At 57.9% G+C, this 15,135-nt stretch carries 22 protein-coding genes; 20 read left to right on the forward strand and 2 right to left on the reverse strand.

What is annotated here, in order from left to right:
* Window positions 1-63: 63 nt before the first annotated feature.
* Window positions 64-1,491, reverse strand: coding sequence for an NAD-dependent succinate-semialdehyde dehydrogenase (locus tag LSG25_RS16535; RefSeq protein WP_232741984.1), 1,428 nt, complete (start codon window positions 1,489-1,491; stop codon window positions 64-66).
* 409 nt (window positions 1,492-1,900) lie between these two features.
* On the opposite strand from LSG25_RS16535, the gene rplN reads away from it, so the two are divergent.
* The 20 genes from rplN (at window position 1,901) to dsbD (ending at window position 13,616) form a co-directional block, all read left to right on the forward strand.
* Window positions 1,901-2,269, forward strand: coding sequence for a 50S ribosomal protein L14 (gene rplN, locus LSG25_RS16540; protein WP_232741985.1), 369 nt, complete (start codon window positions 1,901-1,903; stop codon window positions 2,267-2,269).
* A gap of 10 nt (window positions 2,270-2,279) precedes the next feature.
* Entirely contained in the window at window positions 2,280-2,600 is a 321-nt protein-coding gene (gene rplX / locus LSG25_RS16545) for a 50S ribosomal protein L24 (protein WP_232741986.1), read from the forward strand.
* A 12-nt stretch (window positions 2,601-2,612) separates the two neighbouring features.
* Window positions 2,613-3,152 carry a 50S ribosomal protein L5 gene (rplE, locus tag LSG25_RS16550; RefSeq protein ID WP_232741987.1) on the forward strand — a complete coding sequence of 180 codons (540 nt, stop codon included), beginning with the start codon at window positions 2,613-2,615 and terminating at the stop codon, window positions 3,150-3,152.
* Window positions 3,153-3,163: 11 nt separating this feature from the next.
* The gene (rpsN, locus tag LSG25_RS16555; RefSeq protein WP_232741988.1) at window positions 3,164-3,469 is read left to right on the forward strand and encodes a 30S ribosomal protein S14; all 306 of its coding nucleotides are present in this window, start codon (window positions 3,164-3,166) and stop codon (window positions 3,467-3,469) included.
* An 11-nt stretch (window positions 3,470-3,480) separates the two neighbouring features.
* Entirely contained in the window at window positions 3,481-3,876 is a 396-nt protein-coding gene (rpsH, locus tag LSG25_RS16560; protein ID WP_232741989.1) for a 30S ribosomal protein S8, read from the forward strand.
* Window positions 3,877-3,886: 10 nt separating this feature from the next.
* Window positions 3,887-4,420, forward strand: coding sequence for a 50S ribosomal protein L6 (rplF, locus tag LSG25_RS16565; RefSeq protein ID WP_232741990.1), 534 nt, complete (start codon window positions 3,887-3,889; stop codon window positions 4,418-4,420).
* A gap of 21 nt (window positions 4,421-4,441) precedes the next feature.
* Entirely contained in the window at window positions 4,442-4,807 is a 366-nt protein-coding gene (rplR, locus tag LSG25_RS16570) for a 50S ribosomal protein L18 (RefSeq protein ID WP_232741991.1), read from the forward strand.
* A 9-nt stretch (window positions 4,808-4,816) separates the two neighbouring features.
* Entirely contained in the window at window positions 4,817-5,338 is a 522-nt protein-coding gene (gene rpsE, locus LSG25_RS16575) for a 30S ribosomal protein S5 (RefSeq protein WP_232741992.1), read from the forward strand.
* Window positions 5,339-5,341: 3 nt separating this feature from the next.
* A complete protein-coding gene (gene rpmD, locus LSG25_RS16580; protein ID WP_232741993.1) occupies window positions 5,342-5,527 on the forward strand; it encodes a 50S ribosomal protein L30 in 186 nt (61 codons plus the stop codon).
* 11 nt (window positions 5,528-5,538) lie between these two features.
* Window positions 5,539-5,979, forward strand: a complete 441-nt coding sequence (gene rplO, locus LSG25_RS16585) for a 50S ribosomal protein L15 (RefSeq protein WP_232741994.1) — start codon at window positions 5,539-5,541, stop codon at window positions 5,977-5,979.
* An 11-nt stretch (window positions 5,980-5,990) separates the two neighbouring features.
* Window positions 5,991-7,316 (forward strand): preprotein translocase subunit SecY, encoded by a 1,326-nt coding sequence (gene secY, locus LSG25_RS16590; RefSeq protein ID WP_232741995.1) that lies wholly within the window; start codon window positions 5,991-5,993, stop codon window positions 7,314-7,316.
* Between the two features lie 9 nt (window positions 7,317-7,325).
* On the forward strand, window positions 7,326-7,544 hold the full coding sequence (infA, locus tag LSG25_RS16595; RefSeq protein WP_068375372.1) for a translation initiation factor IF-1: 219 nt from the start codon (window positions 7,326-7,328) through the stop codon (window positions 7,542-7,544).
* A gap of 31 nt (window positions 7,545-7,575) precedes the next feature.
* Complete coding sequence (gene rpmJ, locus LSG25_RS16600; protein ID WP_003805360.1) at window positions 7,576-7,689, forward strand: 50S ribosomal protein L36; 114 nt, start codon at window positions 7,576-7,578, stop codon at window positions 7,687-7,689.
* A 34-nt stretch (window positions 7,690-7,723) separates the two neighbouring features.
* Window positions 7,724-8,089, forward strand: coding sequence for a 30S ribosomal protein S13 (rpsM, locus tag LSG25_RS16605; protein WP_073104496.1), 366 nt, complete (start codon window positions 7,724-7,726; stop codon window positions 8,087-8,089).
* A gap of 14 nt (window positions 8,090-8,103) precedes the next feature.
* Window positions 8,104-8,505: a 30S ribosomal protein S11 gene (gene rpsK, locus LSG25_RS16610; RefSeq protein ID WP_232741996.1), complete on the forward strand. Its 402-nt coding sequence runs from the start codon at window positions 8,104-8,106 to the stop codon at window positions 8,503-8,505.
* 11 nt (window positions 8,506-8,516) lie between these two features.
* Window positions 8,517-9,140 (forward strand): 30S ribosomal protein S4, encoded by a 624-nt coding sequence (gene rpsD / locus LSG25_RS16615; RefSeq protein ID WP_232741997.1) that lies wholly within the window; start codon window positions 8,517-8,519, stop codon window positions 9,138-9,140.
* Window positions 9,141-9,295: 155 nt separating this feature from the next.
* Window positions 9,296-10,282 carry a DNA-directed RNA polymerase subunit alpha gene (gene rpoA / locus LSG25_RS16620; RefSeq protein WP_232741998.1) on the forward strand — a complete coding sequence of 329 codons (987 nt, stop codon included), beginning with the start codon at window positions 9,296-9,298 and terminating at the stop codon, window positions 10,280-10,282.
* Between the two features lie 186 nt (window positions 10,283-10,468).
* A complete protein-coding gene (gene rplQ / locus LSG25_RS16625) occupies window positions 10,469-10,855 on the forward strand; it encodes a 50S ribosomal protein L17 (protein ID WP_232741999.1) in 387 nt (128 codons plus the stop codon).
* A gap of 238 nt (window positions 10,856-11,093) precedes the next feature.
* On the forward strand, window positions 11,094-11,465 hold the full coding sequence (gene cutA, locus LSG25_RS16630; RefSeq protein WP_232744737.1) for a divalent-cation tolerance protein CutA: 372 nt from the start codon (window positions 11,094-11,096) through the stop codon (window positions 11,463-11,465).
* 120 nt (window positions 11,466-11,585) lie between these two features.
* Window positions 11,586-13,616, forward strand: a complete 2,031-nt coding sequence (dsbD, locus tag LSG25_RS16635) for a protein-disulfide reductase DsbD (RefSeq protein WP_232742000.1) — start codon at window positions 11,586-11,588, stop codon at window positions 13,614-13,616.
* Window positions 13,617-13,691: 75 nt separating this feature from the next.
* On the opposite strand, the gene LSG25_RS16640 is transcribed toward dsbD, so the two are convergent.
* A complete protein-coding gene (locus tag LSG25_RS16640) occupies window positions 13,692-15,086 on the reverse strand; it encodes an HdeD family acid-resistance protein (protein WP_232742001.1) in 1,395 nt (464 codons plus the stop codon).
* Between the last annotated feature and the right edge of the window lie 49 nt (window positions 15,087-15,135).

A 15,135-nucleotide genomic window follows, 5' to 3' on the forward strand; every position in this document is an offset into this window, starting at 1 on the left:
GAAAAATCGGCCAAGGGGGAAAAGAGCCGCATGGCCCTTTCCCGATAAAAACCCCTTTAACGCTTAAACGTGCGTGACGAACTTGGTGACCAGGTAGCCATCGAAAGTTTCCGCGCCGCCTTCGCTGCCGATTCCGCTGTCCTTGATGCCGCCGAACGGCGTTTCGGGCAAGGCGCTGCCGAAGTGGTTGATATTGACCATGCCGGCTTCGATACCGTTGGCGGCTTTGGTGGCTGTCTGCAGCGAATTGGTGAATACGTAGGAAGACAGGCCAAAGGGCAGCGAATTGGCTCGCTTGATGACGTCATCGGTATCCGAGAAACGGGTAATCGGCGCGATAGGCCCAAATGGCTCTTCCGTCATGAGCATGGAGTGCTCGGGCAGGTCGGTAACCACTGTGGGCGCAAAAAAGTGCCCGATACGGTTCAATGGCTCGCCGCCCAATACAACCTTGCCGCCCAGCTCGAGGGCATTCTCGACGAATTTCGACATGGTGGGAACGCGCCGCTCATGCGCCAGCGGGCCCATTTGTGTGTCGGGATCCAGTCCGTCGCCCACTTTGACGGTTTTAAGCGTATTGACGAAAACTTCCAGGAATTGATCGTAGACCTTTTCGTGCACGTAAAAACGGGTCGGGGATACGCATACCTGGCCAGCATTGCGCACTTTGAAGCGAGCCAGCTGTTTGGCGGCGCGCTCGATATTGGCGTCGTCGAACACCAGGACCGGAGAGTGCCCGCCCAGTTCCATGGTGACGCGCTTCATGTGCGCGCCGGCCAGCGCCGCCAGGTGTTTGCCTACCGGTACCGAGCCGGTGAAAGATACCTTGCGCACGATGGGCGAGCGGATCAGGTAGTCGGAAACCTCGGACGGTACGCCCCAGACTATATTCAGCACACCCGCCGGCAAGCCGGCATCGTGGAAGATGCGGGCGATGGCCATGACTGCGCTGGGCGAGTCTTCGGGACCTTTGAGAATAATGGTGCAGCCGGCGCCGATGGCGGCGCAAACCTTGCGTATGGCCTGGTTGTAAGGGAAATTCCAGGGGGTAAACGCGGCGCATACGCCGATTGGCTCGCGCAGCACCATTTGCCGCACCTCGGGGCTGCGTGGTGTAATGACACGCCCGTAAATGCGGCGGCATTCTTCGGCGTGCCAGTCGGCGTGATCCGAGCAGGCCATGATTTCGCCCACGGATTCGGCCAGCGGCTTGCCTTGGTCCAGCGTCATGTTGCGGCCGATTTCCTGCGCCCGTTCGCGCGAAAGCTGTCCGACCTTGCGCAGGATTTCCGAGCGCTGCATGGGCGAGCTGTGGCGCCAGGATTCGAAGGCGCGCTGGGCTGAATCAAGGGCGCGGTCGAGGTCGGCCGTGGTGGCGTGAGGAAGCTGGCCCAGCACTTCCAGCGTAGAGGGGTTGCTTACCTCCTGGGTCTTGCGGCCGTCGCCGCCGATAAACTCGCCATCTATATATAGAGCTAACGTTTCATACATGCTGTACTTCCTCGGGTAAATGTTGAAAAATGAGGGCGCGGCTTCGCGACATGAGGCCTGAACGCGACATGTGCCGCTTTAAGCTGCCTTTGGCTTGCAATCCAATACAAAATAGAATACCATAGAGGACTTGCTAGCTAAAATACCATTGCTAGTGACACCAAAAGGCAGTAAACCCTAAGCAGTTTAAGCAAGATTTCAACCCAGGGTTCGGCGGGGTTGCAGGTAGGCGGTTCGAGTTTTGGTTGTGGGGGTTTTGGGCATAACAGGCCCGGAATCATAGGCCCAAAACACAAAATGAAACGATCCGGCTGCGAGCGGCCAAGGCGAATCTGACGGGACCAAAACTGGTTGCGTGGCCCTGTAAATGGTTACAGGGCAAGGCGGCTAAGTTGGAACAGGAAAAATCATGATCCAAATGCAGACCACGCTAGACGTGGCCGACAACACCGGTGCACGTCGAATTATGTGCATAAAAGTGTTGGGCGGCTCGAAGCGCCGTTATGCCGGCATCGGTGACATTATCAAGGTAAGTGTCAAAGATGCGGCTCCTCGCGGGCGCGTCAAAAAAGGCGAAATATACAACGCAGTAGTGGTTCGTACCGCTAAGGGCGTGCGTCGTAAAGACGGTTCGCTGATTCGTTTCGGTGGCAATGCCGCCGTGTTGCTCAATGCCAAGCTGGAACCCATCGGTACCCGCATCTTCGGACCTGTAACGCGCGAACTGCGTACAGAGAAGTTCATGAAGATCGTGTCCTTGGCCCCAGAAGTGCTGTAAGGAGCGAACCATGGAAAAAATCCGTAAAGGCGACGAAGTCGTCGTGTTGACCGGCCGCGATAAAAAACGTCGTGGCACCGTGTTGCAGCGCGTCGATGCCGACCATGTGCTGGTCGAAGGTATCAATGTCGTCAAGAAGCACGTCAAAGCCAACCCCATGGCGGGCAGCCAGGGTGGTATCGTCGACAAGACTTTGCCCATCCACATTTCCAATGTGGCGCTTTTCAACCCCGAAACCGGCAAGGCCGATCGCGTCGGGGTTCAGGAAGTAGACGGTCGCAAAGTTCGTGTATTCCGTTCCAGCGGCGCTGTCGTTGGCGCCAAGGCTTAAGGGGCGAACAACATGGCTCGTTTACAAGAGTTTTATCGCAGCAAGGTCGCCGCTGACCTGCAAGCCAAATTTGGCTACAAAAGCGTAATGGAAGTGCCGCGCATCACCAAGATCACCCTGAACATGGGCGTATCCGAAGCGGTTGCGGACAAGAAAGTCATTGAGCATGCTGTCTCTGACTTGACCAAGATCTCAGGTCAAAAGCCTGTGGTTACCAAAACCAAGAAGGCTATCGCGGGTTTCAAGATCCGTGAAGACTACCCCATTGGCTGCATGGTCACTTTGCGTGGCCGACGCATGTACGAATTCCTGGACCGCCTGGTCGCCGTGGCTCTGCCGCGTGTACGCGACTTCCGTGGTATCTCGGGCCGTGCTTTCGATGGGCGTGGCAATTACAACGTCGGGGTTAAAGAGCAGATCATTTTCCCCGAAATCGAATACGACAAAATCGACGCGCTGCGTGGGATGAATATCAGCATCACCACCTCCGCCAAGACCGACGAAGAAGCCAAGGCGCTGTTGACGGCCTTCAGCTTCCCGTTTCGCAATTAAGGGGCGATGACGTGGCTAAACTTTCACTCATCAATCGCGACATCAAACGCGCCAAGCTGGCAGAGAAGTTTGCTGCCAAACGTGCCGCGCTCAAGGCCGCCATCGACGACCAGTCGAAATCCGACGAAGAGCGCTATCAGGCTCGTTTGCAACTGCAACAACTGCCGCGCAATTCCAACCCGACTCGCCAGCGCAATCGCTGCGTCGTAACGGGCCGTTCGCGTGGCGTCTATAGCAAATTCGGTTTAACTCGTCACAAGCTGCGCGAAATGGCTATGCGCGGCGAAGTGCCGGGTATGACCAAAGCCAGCTGGTAGGAGAATTACACATGAGCATGAGCGATCCCATCGCCGACATGTTGACCCGCTTGCGCAATGCGCAACAAGTTAACAAGACGTCGGTCAGCATGCCCTCCTCGAAGCTTAAAGTGGCTATTGCCGCTGTGCTGAAAGACGAAGGCTATATCGACAGTTACCAGATCGTCGGCGACAAGGCCAAGCCTGTCCTCGAGATCACCTTGAAATACTACGCTGGCCGTCCGGTCATCGAGCGTATCGACCGCGTTTCGCGCCCCGGGCTGCGTATCTATAAGGGCAGCAAGACCATTCCTCAGGTTATGAATGGTTTGGGTGTGGCTATCGTGTCGACTTCGCGCGGTGTCATGACCGATCGCAAGGCTCGCGCCAATGGCGTGGGCGGCGAAGTGCTGTGCTACGTGGCATAAGGAGAATCACATGTCACGTATTGCTAAATATCCAGTCGCTATGCCCAAGGGCGTGGAAGCGACAATCAGCGCCGGCCAGATTGCCGTTAAAGGCCCTCTGGGTACGCTGACCCAAGACTTGACTGGCGATGTGGTCGTCCGTCAAGAAGATGGTCAACTGACATTTGCAGTTGCTAACGATACCCGCCATGCCAAAGCCATGTCGGGAACTGTGCGCGCACTGGTGGCCAATATGGTTGCCGGCGTCAGCAAAGGCTTCGAGCGTAAGCTGAGTCTTGTGGGCGTGGGTTTTCGTGCCCAGGTTCAAGGCGATGCGCTCAAGCTGCAACTTGGTTTTTCGCACGACATTCTGCACAAGATGCCTGCCGGCATCAAAATCGAGTGCCCTACCCAGACGGAAATCGTCGTCAAGGGCGCCAACAAGCAGGTTGTCGGTCAGGTAGCGGCTGAAATCCGCGCTTATCGTGAACCGGAGCCCTATAAAGGCAAAGGCGTACGGTATGCGGATGAACATGTCGTCATCAAAGAAACCAAGAAGAAATAAGCGCGCAGGCAAGGACGAATCATGGACAAGAAAATCTCCCGTTTGCGTCGTGCAGTATCGACCCGCCGGAAAATCCACGAGTTGCGTATGCATCGCCTCTCGATTTTCCGCTCGAACCTGCACATATACGCCAACATCATTTCGCCGGAAGGCGATCGCGTGCTCGTCAGCGCCTCGACGCTCGAGCCCGAAGTTCGCAAAGAACTTGCTGGCCAGAAAGCCAACGGCGGCAACATTGCCGCTGCAGGTCTGGTAGGCAAGCGCGTGGCCGAGAAAGCAAAAGCGGCCGGTATCGAGCTGGTCGCCTTCGACCGGTCGGGCTTCCGTTATCATGGCCGCGTGAAAGCGCTGGCCGATGCCGCGCGTGAAGCCGGCTTGAAGTTCTAAGGAATTCAAATGGCTAAAGCACAAGGCAAGCACGCCCCCGAGCAAGAGCGCGACGACGGCTTACGTGAAAAAATGATTGCGGTCAACCGCGTCAGCAAAGTAGTGAAAGGTGGCCGCACCATGAGCTTTGCTGCGTTGACCGTGGTCGGTGATGGCGATGGCCGCATCGGCATGGGCAAAGGTAAGGCCCGTGAAGTGCCCGTCGCCGTTCAGAAGGCAATGGAACAGGCACGCCGTGGTTTGGTCAAGGTGGCCCTTAAAAACGGCACTTTGCATCATACCGTTGTAGGTAAGCATGGCGCTTCGACCGTTCTCATCCAGCCCGCAGCTGAAGGTACTGGCGTTATTGCCGGCGGCCCAATGCGCGCAATTTTCGATGTGATGGGTGTGCGTAACGTGGTTGCCAAGAGCCTCGGCTCCAGCAATCCTTACAACTTGGTCCGCGCAACGCTGAATGGCTTGCGTGCTTGCTCGACTCCGGCCGAAATTGCTGCCAAGCGCGGCAAATCGGTCGAAGAGATACTGGGGTAAGTCATGGCACAGAAGCAAATCAAAGTAACCCTCGTGCGTTCTGTTATTGGTACCAAGCAGTCCCACCGCGACACCGTTCGTGGCCTGGGTCTTGGAAAACTCAATAGCAGCCGCGTGTTGATCGATACGCCCGAGGTGCGTGGGATGATCCGCAAGGTGGATTATCTCGTCACTGTCTCGGAAGCCTGAAAGGAATCGGGATGTCAGAAACTCAACTTAATACGCTGCAACCTGCCGAAGGCAGCAAGCATGCCAAGCGCCGTGTAGGCCGTGGTATTGGCTCCGGCCTGGGTAAAACCGCCGGCCGTGGTCACAAAGGCCAGAAATCGCGTTCGGGCGGCTTCCATAAAGTCGGCTTCGAAGGCGGTCAAATGCCCTTGCAGCGCCGTCTGCCCAAACGCGGCTTCACACCGCTGGGCCGGCACCTGTATGCCGAAGTGCGCCTGTCCGATCTGCAGCGCCTGCCCGTCGACGAAATCGATGTCCAGGTTCTCAAGCAATCGGGCGTGGTTGGCCAGGGCGTGCGTTACGCCAAGGTCATCAAGTCTGGCGAGCTGTCCCGTAAAGTCGTCCTTAAAGGCCTGACTGCAACGGCAGGCGCTCGCGCAGCCATCGAAGCCGCTGGCGGCTCCCTGGCTTAAGAGAGGCTACAGTGGCTAAAGCGCAGGCACAGAGCAAGCCGGGTTCACGATACGCCGATCTCAAGCGTCGCGTCGTATTCCTGGTGCTCGCCCTGGTCGTCTATCGGTTGGGAACTCATATTCCGGTGCCGGGCATCAATCCCGACGCACTGGCCGAGTTGTTCCAGCACAACCAGGGCGGCATTCTGGGCTTGTTCAACATGTTCTCGGGCGGGGCGCTGGCGCGTTTCTCGGTGTTTGCACTGGGGATCATGCCCTATATTTCCGCTTCCATCATTATGCAGTTGATGGCGGTGGTGGTGCCCACGCTCGAAGCGATCAAGAAAGAAGGGCAGTCGGGGCAGCGCAAAATCACCCAGTACACGCGCTATGGCACGGTGTTTCTGGCCCTGATCCAGGCGGTAGGCATTTCCGTGGCGCTCGAATCGCAGCCTGGCCTGGTCATTGACCCGGGCATGATGTTCCGCTTCACTACCATCATTACGCTGGTAACCGGCACCATGTTCGTCATGTGGCTGGGCGAGCAGATCACCGAACGCGGCCTGGGCAACGGCATTTCGATCCTCATTTTCGCGGGTATCGTGGCGGGCTTGCCCAGTGCACTGACCGGCTTGCTCGATCTGGTGCGCACGGATGCCATGTCGGTTCTGTCGGCGTTGTTCATCGCGGCGCTGGTTGTTGCCGTGACCTATTTCGTGGTGTATGTTGAACGCGGCCAACGCCGGATTACGGTCAATTATGCCAAGCGCCAGGTAGGCAACAAGATTTACGGTGGTCAAAGCTCGCATCTGCCGCTCAAGCTGAACATGTCGGGGGTAATCCCTCCCATCTTCGCGTCGTCCATCATCCTGCTGCCCGCAACGGTAACCAGCTGGTTCTCCAGCAACCCGAGCATGCGCTGGCTGGGTGATCTGGCGGCGGCGCTGTCGCCGGGCCAGCCCTTGTATGTCACGTTGTATGCAGTTCTTATTATTTTCTTTTGCTTCTTCTATACGGCACTGGTGTTCAATAGTCGTGAAACAGCAGATAACCTGAAGAAAAGCGGTGCGTTCGTTCCGGGTATTCGTCCTGGTGAGCAAACTTCGCGTTACATCGACAAGATATTGATGCGATTGACTCTTGCCGGTGCCATCTACATCACTCTGGTGTGTTTGCTGCCCGAACTCATGCAGGCTCGCTGGAATGTGCCGTTTTATTTCGGTGGTACTTCTCTGTTAATTATTGTGGTGGTAACCATGGACTTCATGGCGCAGGCACAGGCCTACATGATGTCTCATCAGTATGACTCGCTGCTCAAGAAGGCCAACTTCAAGGGTGCGGGACTGCCAATGCGGTAAGAAGGCACAATGGCGAAAGACGACGTTATACAAATGCAAGGTGAGGTTATCGAGAACCTCCCCAACGCAACTTTCCGTGTCAAGCTCGAAAACGGCCATGTGGTACTGGGCCATATTTCAGGCAAGATGCGTATGCATTACATCCGGATTCTGCCGGGTGACAAGGTTACAGTGGAACTCACGCCCTATGACCTGTCGCGCGCCCGAATCGTATTCCGCTCTAAATAAGCGGTCGGCTACAGGAAACTAGGAGTCAACCATGAAGGTAATGGCATCGGTAAAGCGGATTTGCCGCAACTGCAAGATCATTAAACGTCACGGCGTGGTGCGTGTCATTTGCACCGACCCACGTCACAAGCAGCGTCAAGGCTAACGCCGAAACGTAACGGAATTAACAAGGAAAAGTCATGGCCCGTATTGCTGGCATCAACATTCCGCCGCATCAACACGCCGAAATCGGACTTACCGCCATTTTTGGTATTGGTCGTACTCGCGCTCGCAAAATTTGCGAAGCTTCGGGTATCGAGCTTTCCAAGAAAGTGAAGGATCTGACCGATGCCGAACTCGAGCGTATCCGCGAACACGTTGGCGTGTTCACGGTCGAAGGTGATTTGCGTCGCGAAGTGCAACTATCGATCAAACGCTTGATCGACTTGGGAACTTACCGGGGTATGCGTCACAAACGTGGCCTGCCTGTACGTGGTCAGCGTACCCGTACCAACGCCCGCACCCGTAAAGGGCCGCGTCGCGCTGCTGCTTCCCTGAAGAAATAATCGAGGATTAGAAGATGGCGAAAGCTTCCACCAGCGGCGCAACCCGCGTACGCAAAAAAATCAAGAAGAGCGTCTCGGACGGCATCGCGCACGTTCATGCGTCCTTCAACAACACGATCATCACCATTACCGATCGCCAGGGCAATGCGTTGTCCTGGGCTACATCGGGTGGTGCCGGTTTCAAAGGCTCACGCAAATCCACGCCCTTCGCTGCTCAGGTCGCAGCCGAGTCGGCAGGCCGCGTTGCCCTGGAATATGGCATCAAAACACTTGAAGTCCGCATCAAGGGCCCCGGTCCTGGCCGCGAATCGTCCGTGCGTGCTCTGAATGCCCTGGGAATCAAGATTTCCAGCATTTCCGACATTACGCCGGTGCCGCATAACGGCTGCCGTCCGCCCAAGCGCCGTCGCATCTAAGGGGAAGCATCTTGGCACGTTATATTGGACCTAAATGCAAGCTCTCGCGCCGCGAGGGTACCGATTTATTTTTGAAGAGCGCTCGCCGCTCGCTCGACTCGAAGTGCAAGCTCGAGTCCAAACCGGGCCAGCACGGCCGCACCTCCGGTGCCCGTACTTCCGACTTCGGTTTGCAACTGCGTGAAAAGCAAAAGCTGAAACGTATGTACGGCGTGCTCGAAAAGCAATTCCGCAAGTATTTTCAAGAAGCTGAGCGTCGCCGTGGCAACACTGGCGAGACCCTGATTCAATTGCTGGAATCGCGCCTCGACAACGTCGTATATCGCATGGGCTTTGGCTCGACTCGCGCAGAAGCGCGCCAGTTGGTCAACCATCGCGCTATCGAACTGAACGGCAAGGCCGCCGACATCGCTTCCATTATCGTCAAGTCCGGCGATGTGGTTGCCGTCCGCGAAAAAGCCAAGGCTCAGGCCCGCATCCGCGAATCGCTCGATCTGGCAACGGGCAATGGCCTGCCCCAGTGGGTAGAAGTCGATGCCAGCAAACTGACCGGTACGTTCAAGCAAGCGCCCGATCGCGCTGATGTCGCCCGCGACGTTAACGAATCGATGGTTGTCGAGCTGTATTCACGTTAATTGCCGGGATAGTGCCGCGTGGCGCTGTCTCGCAACAGGCCCACTTTTTTGCAATCGTCGAAGAAGTGGGCTTTGCGATGTTATCTGCCGGTTCGTCCGGCTTGTCCGTCAGCCTTATCGGTGTAACGAGCCGAGGGTATTGAAAAGGAACACACATGTCGTCTCAAGGTTTTTTGAAGCCCCGCTCTATTGAAGTGGTCCCCGTAGGCAAGAATCACGCGAAAGTCGTGATGGAGCCGTTCGAACGCGGTTATGGCCACACGCTGGGCAACGCGCTGCGCCGCATTCTGCTGTCGTCGATGGCGGGCTATGCGCCCACCGAAGTCCAGATGACGGGCGTGGTTCACGAATACTCCACCCTGGCCGGTGTGCGGGAAGATGTCGTCGATATTCTCCTGAATCTGAAAGGCGTGGTCTTCAAGCTGCATAATCGTGAAGAAGTCGCCTTGGTTTTGCGCAAACAAGGGCAGGGCGTGGTTCTGGCAAGCGATATCGAGTTGCCTCACGACGTTGAAATCATCAACCCCGATCACGTCATCGCCACACTGACCGATGCCGGCAAACTCGAAATGCAAATCAAGGTCGAGCAGGGCCGTGGCTACGTTCCGGGCAATGTGCGCGCACTGGCCGACGACCGTACCCATACCATTGGCCGGATTGTGCTCGATGCTTCGTACAGCCCGGTTCGCCGCGTCAGTTACGCTGTTGAAAGCGCGCGTGTAGAGCAGCGTACCGACCTGGACAAGCTGGTGCTCGATATCGAGACCAACGGTGTGGTATCGCCCGAAGAAGCCGTGCGTCAATCGGCCCGCATCCTGATGGATCAGATTTCGGTTTTCGCGGCGCTCGAGGGTGCTGGCGATTCCTACGAAGCTCCAACCCGCGGCACGCCGCAGATCGATCCTGTATTGTTGCGTCCGGTCGACGACCTGGAGTTGACGGTTCGTTCCGCCAACTGCCTGAAGGCCGAAAACATTTACTACATCGGCGACCTGATCCAGCGTACCGAAAACGAATTGCTCAAAACGCCGAACCTGGGCCGCAAGTCCTTGAACGAAATCAAGGAAGTGCTTGCCGCGCGCGGCTTGACTCTGGGCATGAAGCTCGAAAACTGGCCTCCGCTTGGCCTCGAACGCCCTTAAGGCGCTCGGAAGATATTCGCAGTAAACCAGACGGTGGCTTTATCGCGCCGTTGCTTGCAGTAAACCGGGACAGCAGCACGGTGTGTTGAAGTCCCGCCCTTTCTCCCGGCCCGCAGCACGTACGCTGATAGAAGAGCCGGATAACTCGGCGGATCGAACCGCCAAACAGATTCAAAGGAAAACATCATGCGTCATCGCAGTGGTCTACGTAAATTAAATCGCACCAGCAGCCATCGCCTGGCTATGTTCCGCAATATGGCTGTTTCGCTGTTGACTCACGAAGCAATCAAAACCACCTTGCCCAAGGCCAAGGAATTGCGCCGCGTGGTCGAGCCTCTCATCACTTTGGGCAAAGAGCCTACCCTGGCCAACAAGCGTCTGGCGTTTGCCCGCCTGCGCGATCGCGATGCGGTCGTCAAGCTGTTTGCCGAAATCGGCCCGCGCTACAAAGAGCGCAATGGCGGTTACACCCGTGTTCTGAAAATGGGCTTCCGCCAAGGCGACAACGCACCGATGGCGTTCATGGAGCTGGTTGACCGTCCTGAAGTTGTTGAGGCCGAAGACGCCGAATAAGTCGCCGCGGGCCAATGGCCTGTGTTCACAGGCACAATGGTTCGCGTTTTGAGTGCCAGGCGTCGTGAAAGCAGAATCCCTATCGGCAGATCTTGCCCGTAGGGATTTTTATTTGGCGCAGCCGGTAGTTCGATAAAATGGCCGGATATTGAATCTGTCTGGAACCCCTATGTCGAAATTCATCAAATCCGTCAGTGCCGGCGTTTCCAGACGCGATGTCGATCCCGCGGTGGTACCCATCCCGGCGGCGTCGCATGGCGCATCGCAAGCCCGTGGCCCGGAACAGGGAGGCGACGTGGTACTGGTTCTCGGCAATGCGCCCGATCTGCTGCTGGCCAAGCGCATTGCACACATCCTGGTAGAAGAAGGCCTGGCCGCATGCGTGAACCTTGGAGCGGCGGGCCTGTCCATGTATATGTGGCAGGGCGAACTCGTGGGGGCTGAAGAAATTCCGTTGACCATGAAAACCACGCGTATGCGCCTTCAGGAGCTTATTGCGCGTTTCCAGGACCTGCACCCCGACGAGGTTCCGGAAATCCTCGTGGTGCCGGTTGTCGGTGGTTCGGCAAGCTATCTGGCCTGGGTGCAGAAGCAGACTTCGCCCGCATAGTACGCTGACAGCGCGACAAATAGGCTACCATCGTGAAAGGCTCATGCAACGCTGCGATGGCCGGTATTTCGACCTGCCGCGCCCGGCGTGTTCAGGGCAAAAGGAATTAGGGAATTTTCAATGATGTATTCGACCCGCGCGGTTCAGGAATCGCGTTATCGGAAAAGCGGGCTGTTGCTTGCGCAATCAGGGTGCGAGTTGCGCAGAGGTGCGTTTTATCCAGGGCGCAGTTTTGCGGTTCTGCTGGCCGTTGCCCTGTTTATTCTCGCCTTGCTGGGTAGTGGCGCGGCGCGCGCCGACGAAGATTATCTCGAACCGGAGCAGGCTTTTGCCTTTTCCGCGGCCATGGCCAGCCCTACCGAGCTCGACGTGCACTTCAAGATCGCGCCCAAATACTACATGTATCGAGAGCGCTTCGAATTTGCCCTGACGCCCGACGGCAGCCGCCTGGGCACGCCCGTGCTTCCCGCCGGCATCGTTGAGTACGACCCCACCTTCGACAAGAAGCTCGAGATCTATCACGACCAGGTCACCATTCGCGTGCCGCTCAAACCGGGTGCCGCGCAGGTGCTCAAATTGGCCGTCACCGGCCAGGGCTGCGCCGAAGCAGGGTTGTGCTATGCCCCCATGACCACAGAACTGATGTTGACTCCGACTGCCGGGGGCTATCGGGCCAGCGGCCCAGGTCTCGTGGCCAGCGTGCCCGCGCCGCAAGCGCAAGGCTCCCGGGCGGCGGATTCGGCCAGCAAGGCTCCCGGCCTGGGCTCGGTCCTGAATCTGGGAGACATGGGCTTTGCCTCGTACCTGGCAAGCGCGGGCTGGATCCAGATCGTGGCCTTGTGCCTGCTGCTGGGCCTGTTGCTGTCGTTTACGCCCTGTGTGCTGCCCATGGTGCCCATTCTGCTTGCCATTGTGGCCGGCGATGCCGGCAAACAGGGCAAGGCATCCCGTTGGCGCGGCCTGGCGCTGGCGGCGGCCTATGTACTGGGTATGTCACTGGTTTATACCGCGCTGGGCGTTGCCGCTGGTCTGATCGGGGCCGGCCTGGCTGCCTGGCTGCAGACGCCTTGGGTGCTGGGGCTCTTTGCCTTGTTGCTGGGTTTGTTGGCGCTGGCCATGTTCGATGTCTTTACCCTGCAGGTGCCCAGCGGCATGCAGACGGCGCTCAACAATACTTTGTCGCGAATCCCTGGCGGGCGCTTTGGCGGCGCCTTCGTGATGGGCATGGTGTCCGCGCTGATCGTGGGGCCGTGCGTGGCCGCGCCGCTGGCGGGTGTGCTGCTGTTCATTTCGCAAACCGGCAGCCTGGTGTTGGGCGGGCTGGCGTTGTTTGCGCTGACTTGGGGGGAAGGCTTGCTGCTCCTGCTGGTGGGCGCGTCCTCCGGAGCCCTGCTGCCGCGAGCTGGAGCCTGGATGGAAGGCGTCAAGCGTCTGTTTGGCATATTGCTGCTGGCGACTGCCTGGTGGATGGTCAACTCGATTCTGCCGGCCTGGCTGACCATGCTGGGCTGGGCATTCCTGGCCGGTTGGAGCGCCGTCATGCTGCATGCTTTCGAGCCTCTGCCGAGCGAAGCGCGGTTGGCGCATTATCTGGGCAAAGCGGTGGGCCTTTTGCTGGCCCTGTGGGCGGCGCTGTTGCTGATTGGCACGGCTGCGGGCGGGCGAGATATATTGCAGCCGCTTGCGGTTTGGCAGGCCGTCGGCGGCCCACCCGGAGAGGGCGGCACGGCCAGGGCGCAGGCAGGGTCTGGAGCGGGGGCTGATGCCGTCGGCGCCAAGGCCTTGCGGGCCAAGTTCACTCAGGTCGCTTCGGTGGCCGAACTCGATAATCTGCTCGCCAACACCAGCCGGCCGGTCATGCTGGATTTCTATGCGGATTGGTGCGTATCGTGCATCGAAATGGAGAAATTCACTTTCAGCGATCCGGCTGTCGCGGAAAAACTATCGCATTTCGTGCTGGTGCAGGCCGATGTCACGAAGAACACCGCCGACGACCGTGCCTTGTTGAAGCGTTTCCACTTGTTTGGCCCCCCCGGCATCATGTTTTTCGACCTCCATGGCCGCTTGCTGGCCGATGCCCGAGTCATAGGTTTTAAAAATGCCGGGCAATTCAGTGCTGTACTGGATCGGGTGCTGGCCGCGGGGAAATAGGCCTTTCGATCGCGCTGCCCGGACATGGCAAATTCGTTGTGGGGATTTATCTTGCGTCGCACCGTGCCCGCCCATTCAGGCAGCGCCTGGCGGTTTGACTGCGTTTGCCTCATTGTCCTGCTTGCGCCATACGCGCCGGAAACGAAGAATCTTGGCTAGCGCGAATCGCGCCATTTTCCACCACCCGGATGGCCGTGGATCGGCCAGCATGCTGAGAGCTCTGGCATAGTCCAGCATCAGCCCCGGCGTCCACGCCATGGTGACGGCACGCTTGCGGATTTGTGCGGCAACCCATAACTCGGGTGTGGTCAGCATTCGTACAAAAGCGCTGGAACCCTTTTTTTTCTCCTGCAATCGGCCCACTGCACCGTCGAGCGCCGCTTCCAGCGCTTGCGAGACGGTGCTCGAACAATTGCGATGAGTCAGGTTATAGGTTGCGTCGCTTCGGGACTGTTCCCAGTACCTGCGGAGTTTTTCCGGGTCGTAGTTCCTGATGCGCACCCGTCTGGTGGAGGGGCGCCATGCTTTTGATTCCGTCGCATAGTCGGGTTGGAATATTCCGGGCAGGTTGTTCTCGGGGGTAGCGCGCAATACTCTGGTGAGATCGTCCGGCGATCGATCGATTTCGACACTGGGGTACAGGCTGATGTATATGCCTTCCGGTGATTCGAGCGCCGCGTGCCCGGTCGATATGGCTCCGTTGACGTCCACCGCGGCAATGTAGCGATCGATAATGGGCTGGCGTTGAACCGGCGCTTTGGATGAGCCGGCCGGCGTCCATATATGAACCGTCAAAGCGTGTTCATGGTCGGCGGGCGGCCCGTCCCATTTGCTCGGCCTGGAGGCGTGCAAGGCCGCGTCGGCGGGGATTTCCGGCGCAATGGCCGGGTGCTTGGCGTGCGCGAAAGCCGGATTCGCGACCAGGTGCCTGACACGCGTTGCAAGTATGATCAGGTGTATGCCGCCGAAAGCCAGGAACAGGCCCAGGCAGTAGGGCAAGGTGCCGGCGTAATGCGTCGGATAGGGCTGGTAGAAAAAAATCGCCAGCAATATTTCAGCGATGCCTCCCGCCAGAGCATAACCCCAGCGCCGGTAACGCACTACATAGGCAGAGGCGGATTGCACGATTCCGTCGATCAGAAACAGGGTGCCGAAAATCATCGACAGAATGAAATGGCCGTGCCGGGGGCCCAGCAGGATCAGCACCCCCGCGATGATCACCGCGGTACCCTTCACGTAACGCAAAACGCGTTGCCCGCCAATCCCCGTCCAGGCGACCGCGAGCGTGGCCAGCCCTTCCGCAAGAAAAGCATAGGCGAAAAAAGCTATCGGGAAATACAAGGCGCCATCCAGGGCGTCGATGAAGATGAAAACGCCTGCGATCAGCCATAAGCAGCCGATCACCAGCAAACCGCGCCAGCGATCGCGCAAATAATCGACGCCCAGCAGCAACAGTACAAGCCGGAACATGGCAGCCTTTTTTAATGCTTTACATTTCTGTATTTACCGCTTCGGCCGG

Source organism: Paralcaligenes sp. KSB-10 (assembly GCF_021266465.1).
In the GTDB taxonomy this organism is placed as follows: Bacteria; Pseudomonadota; Gammaproteobacteria; order Burkholderiales; family Burkholderiaceae_B.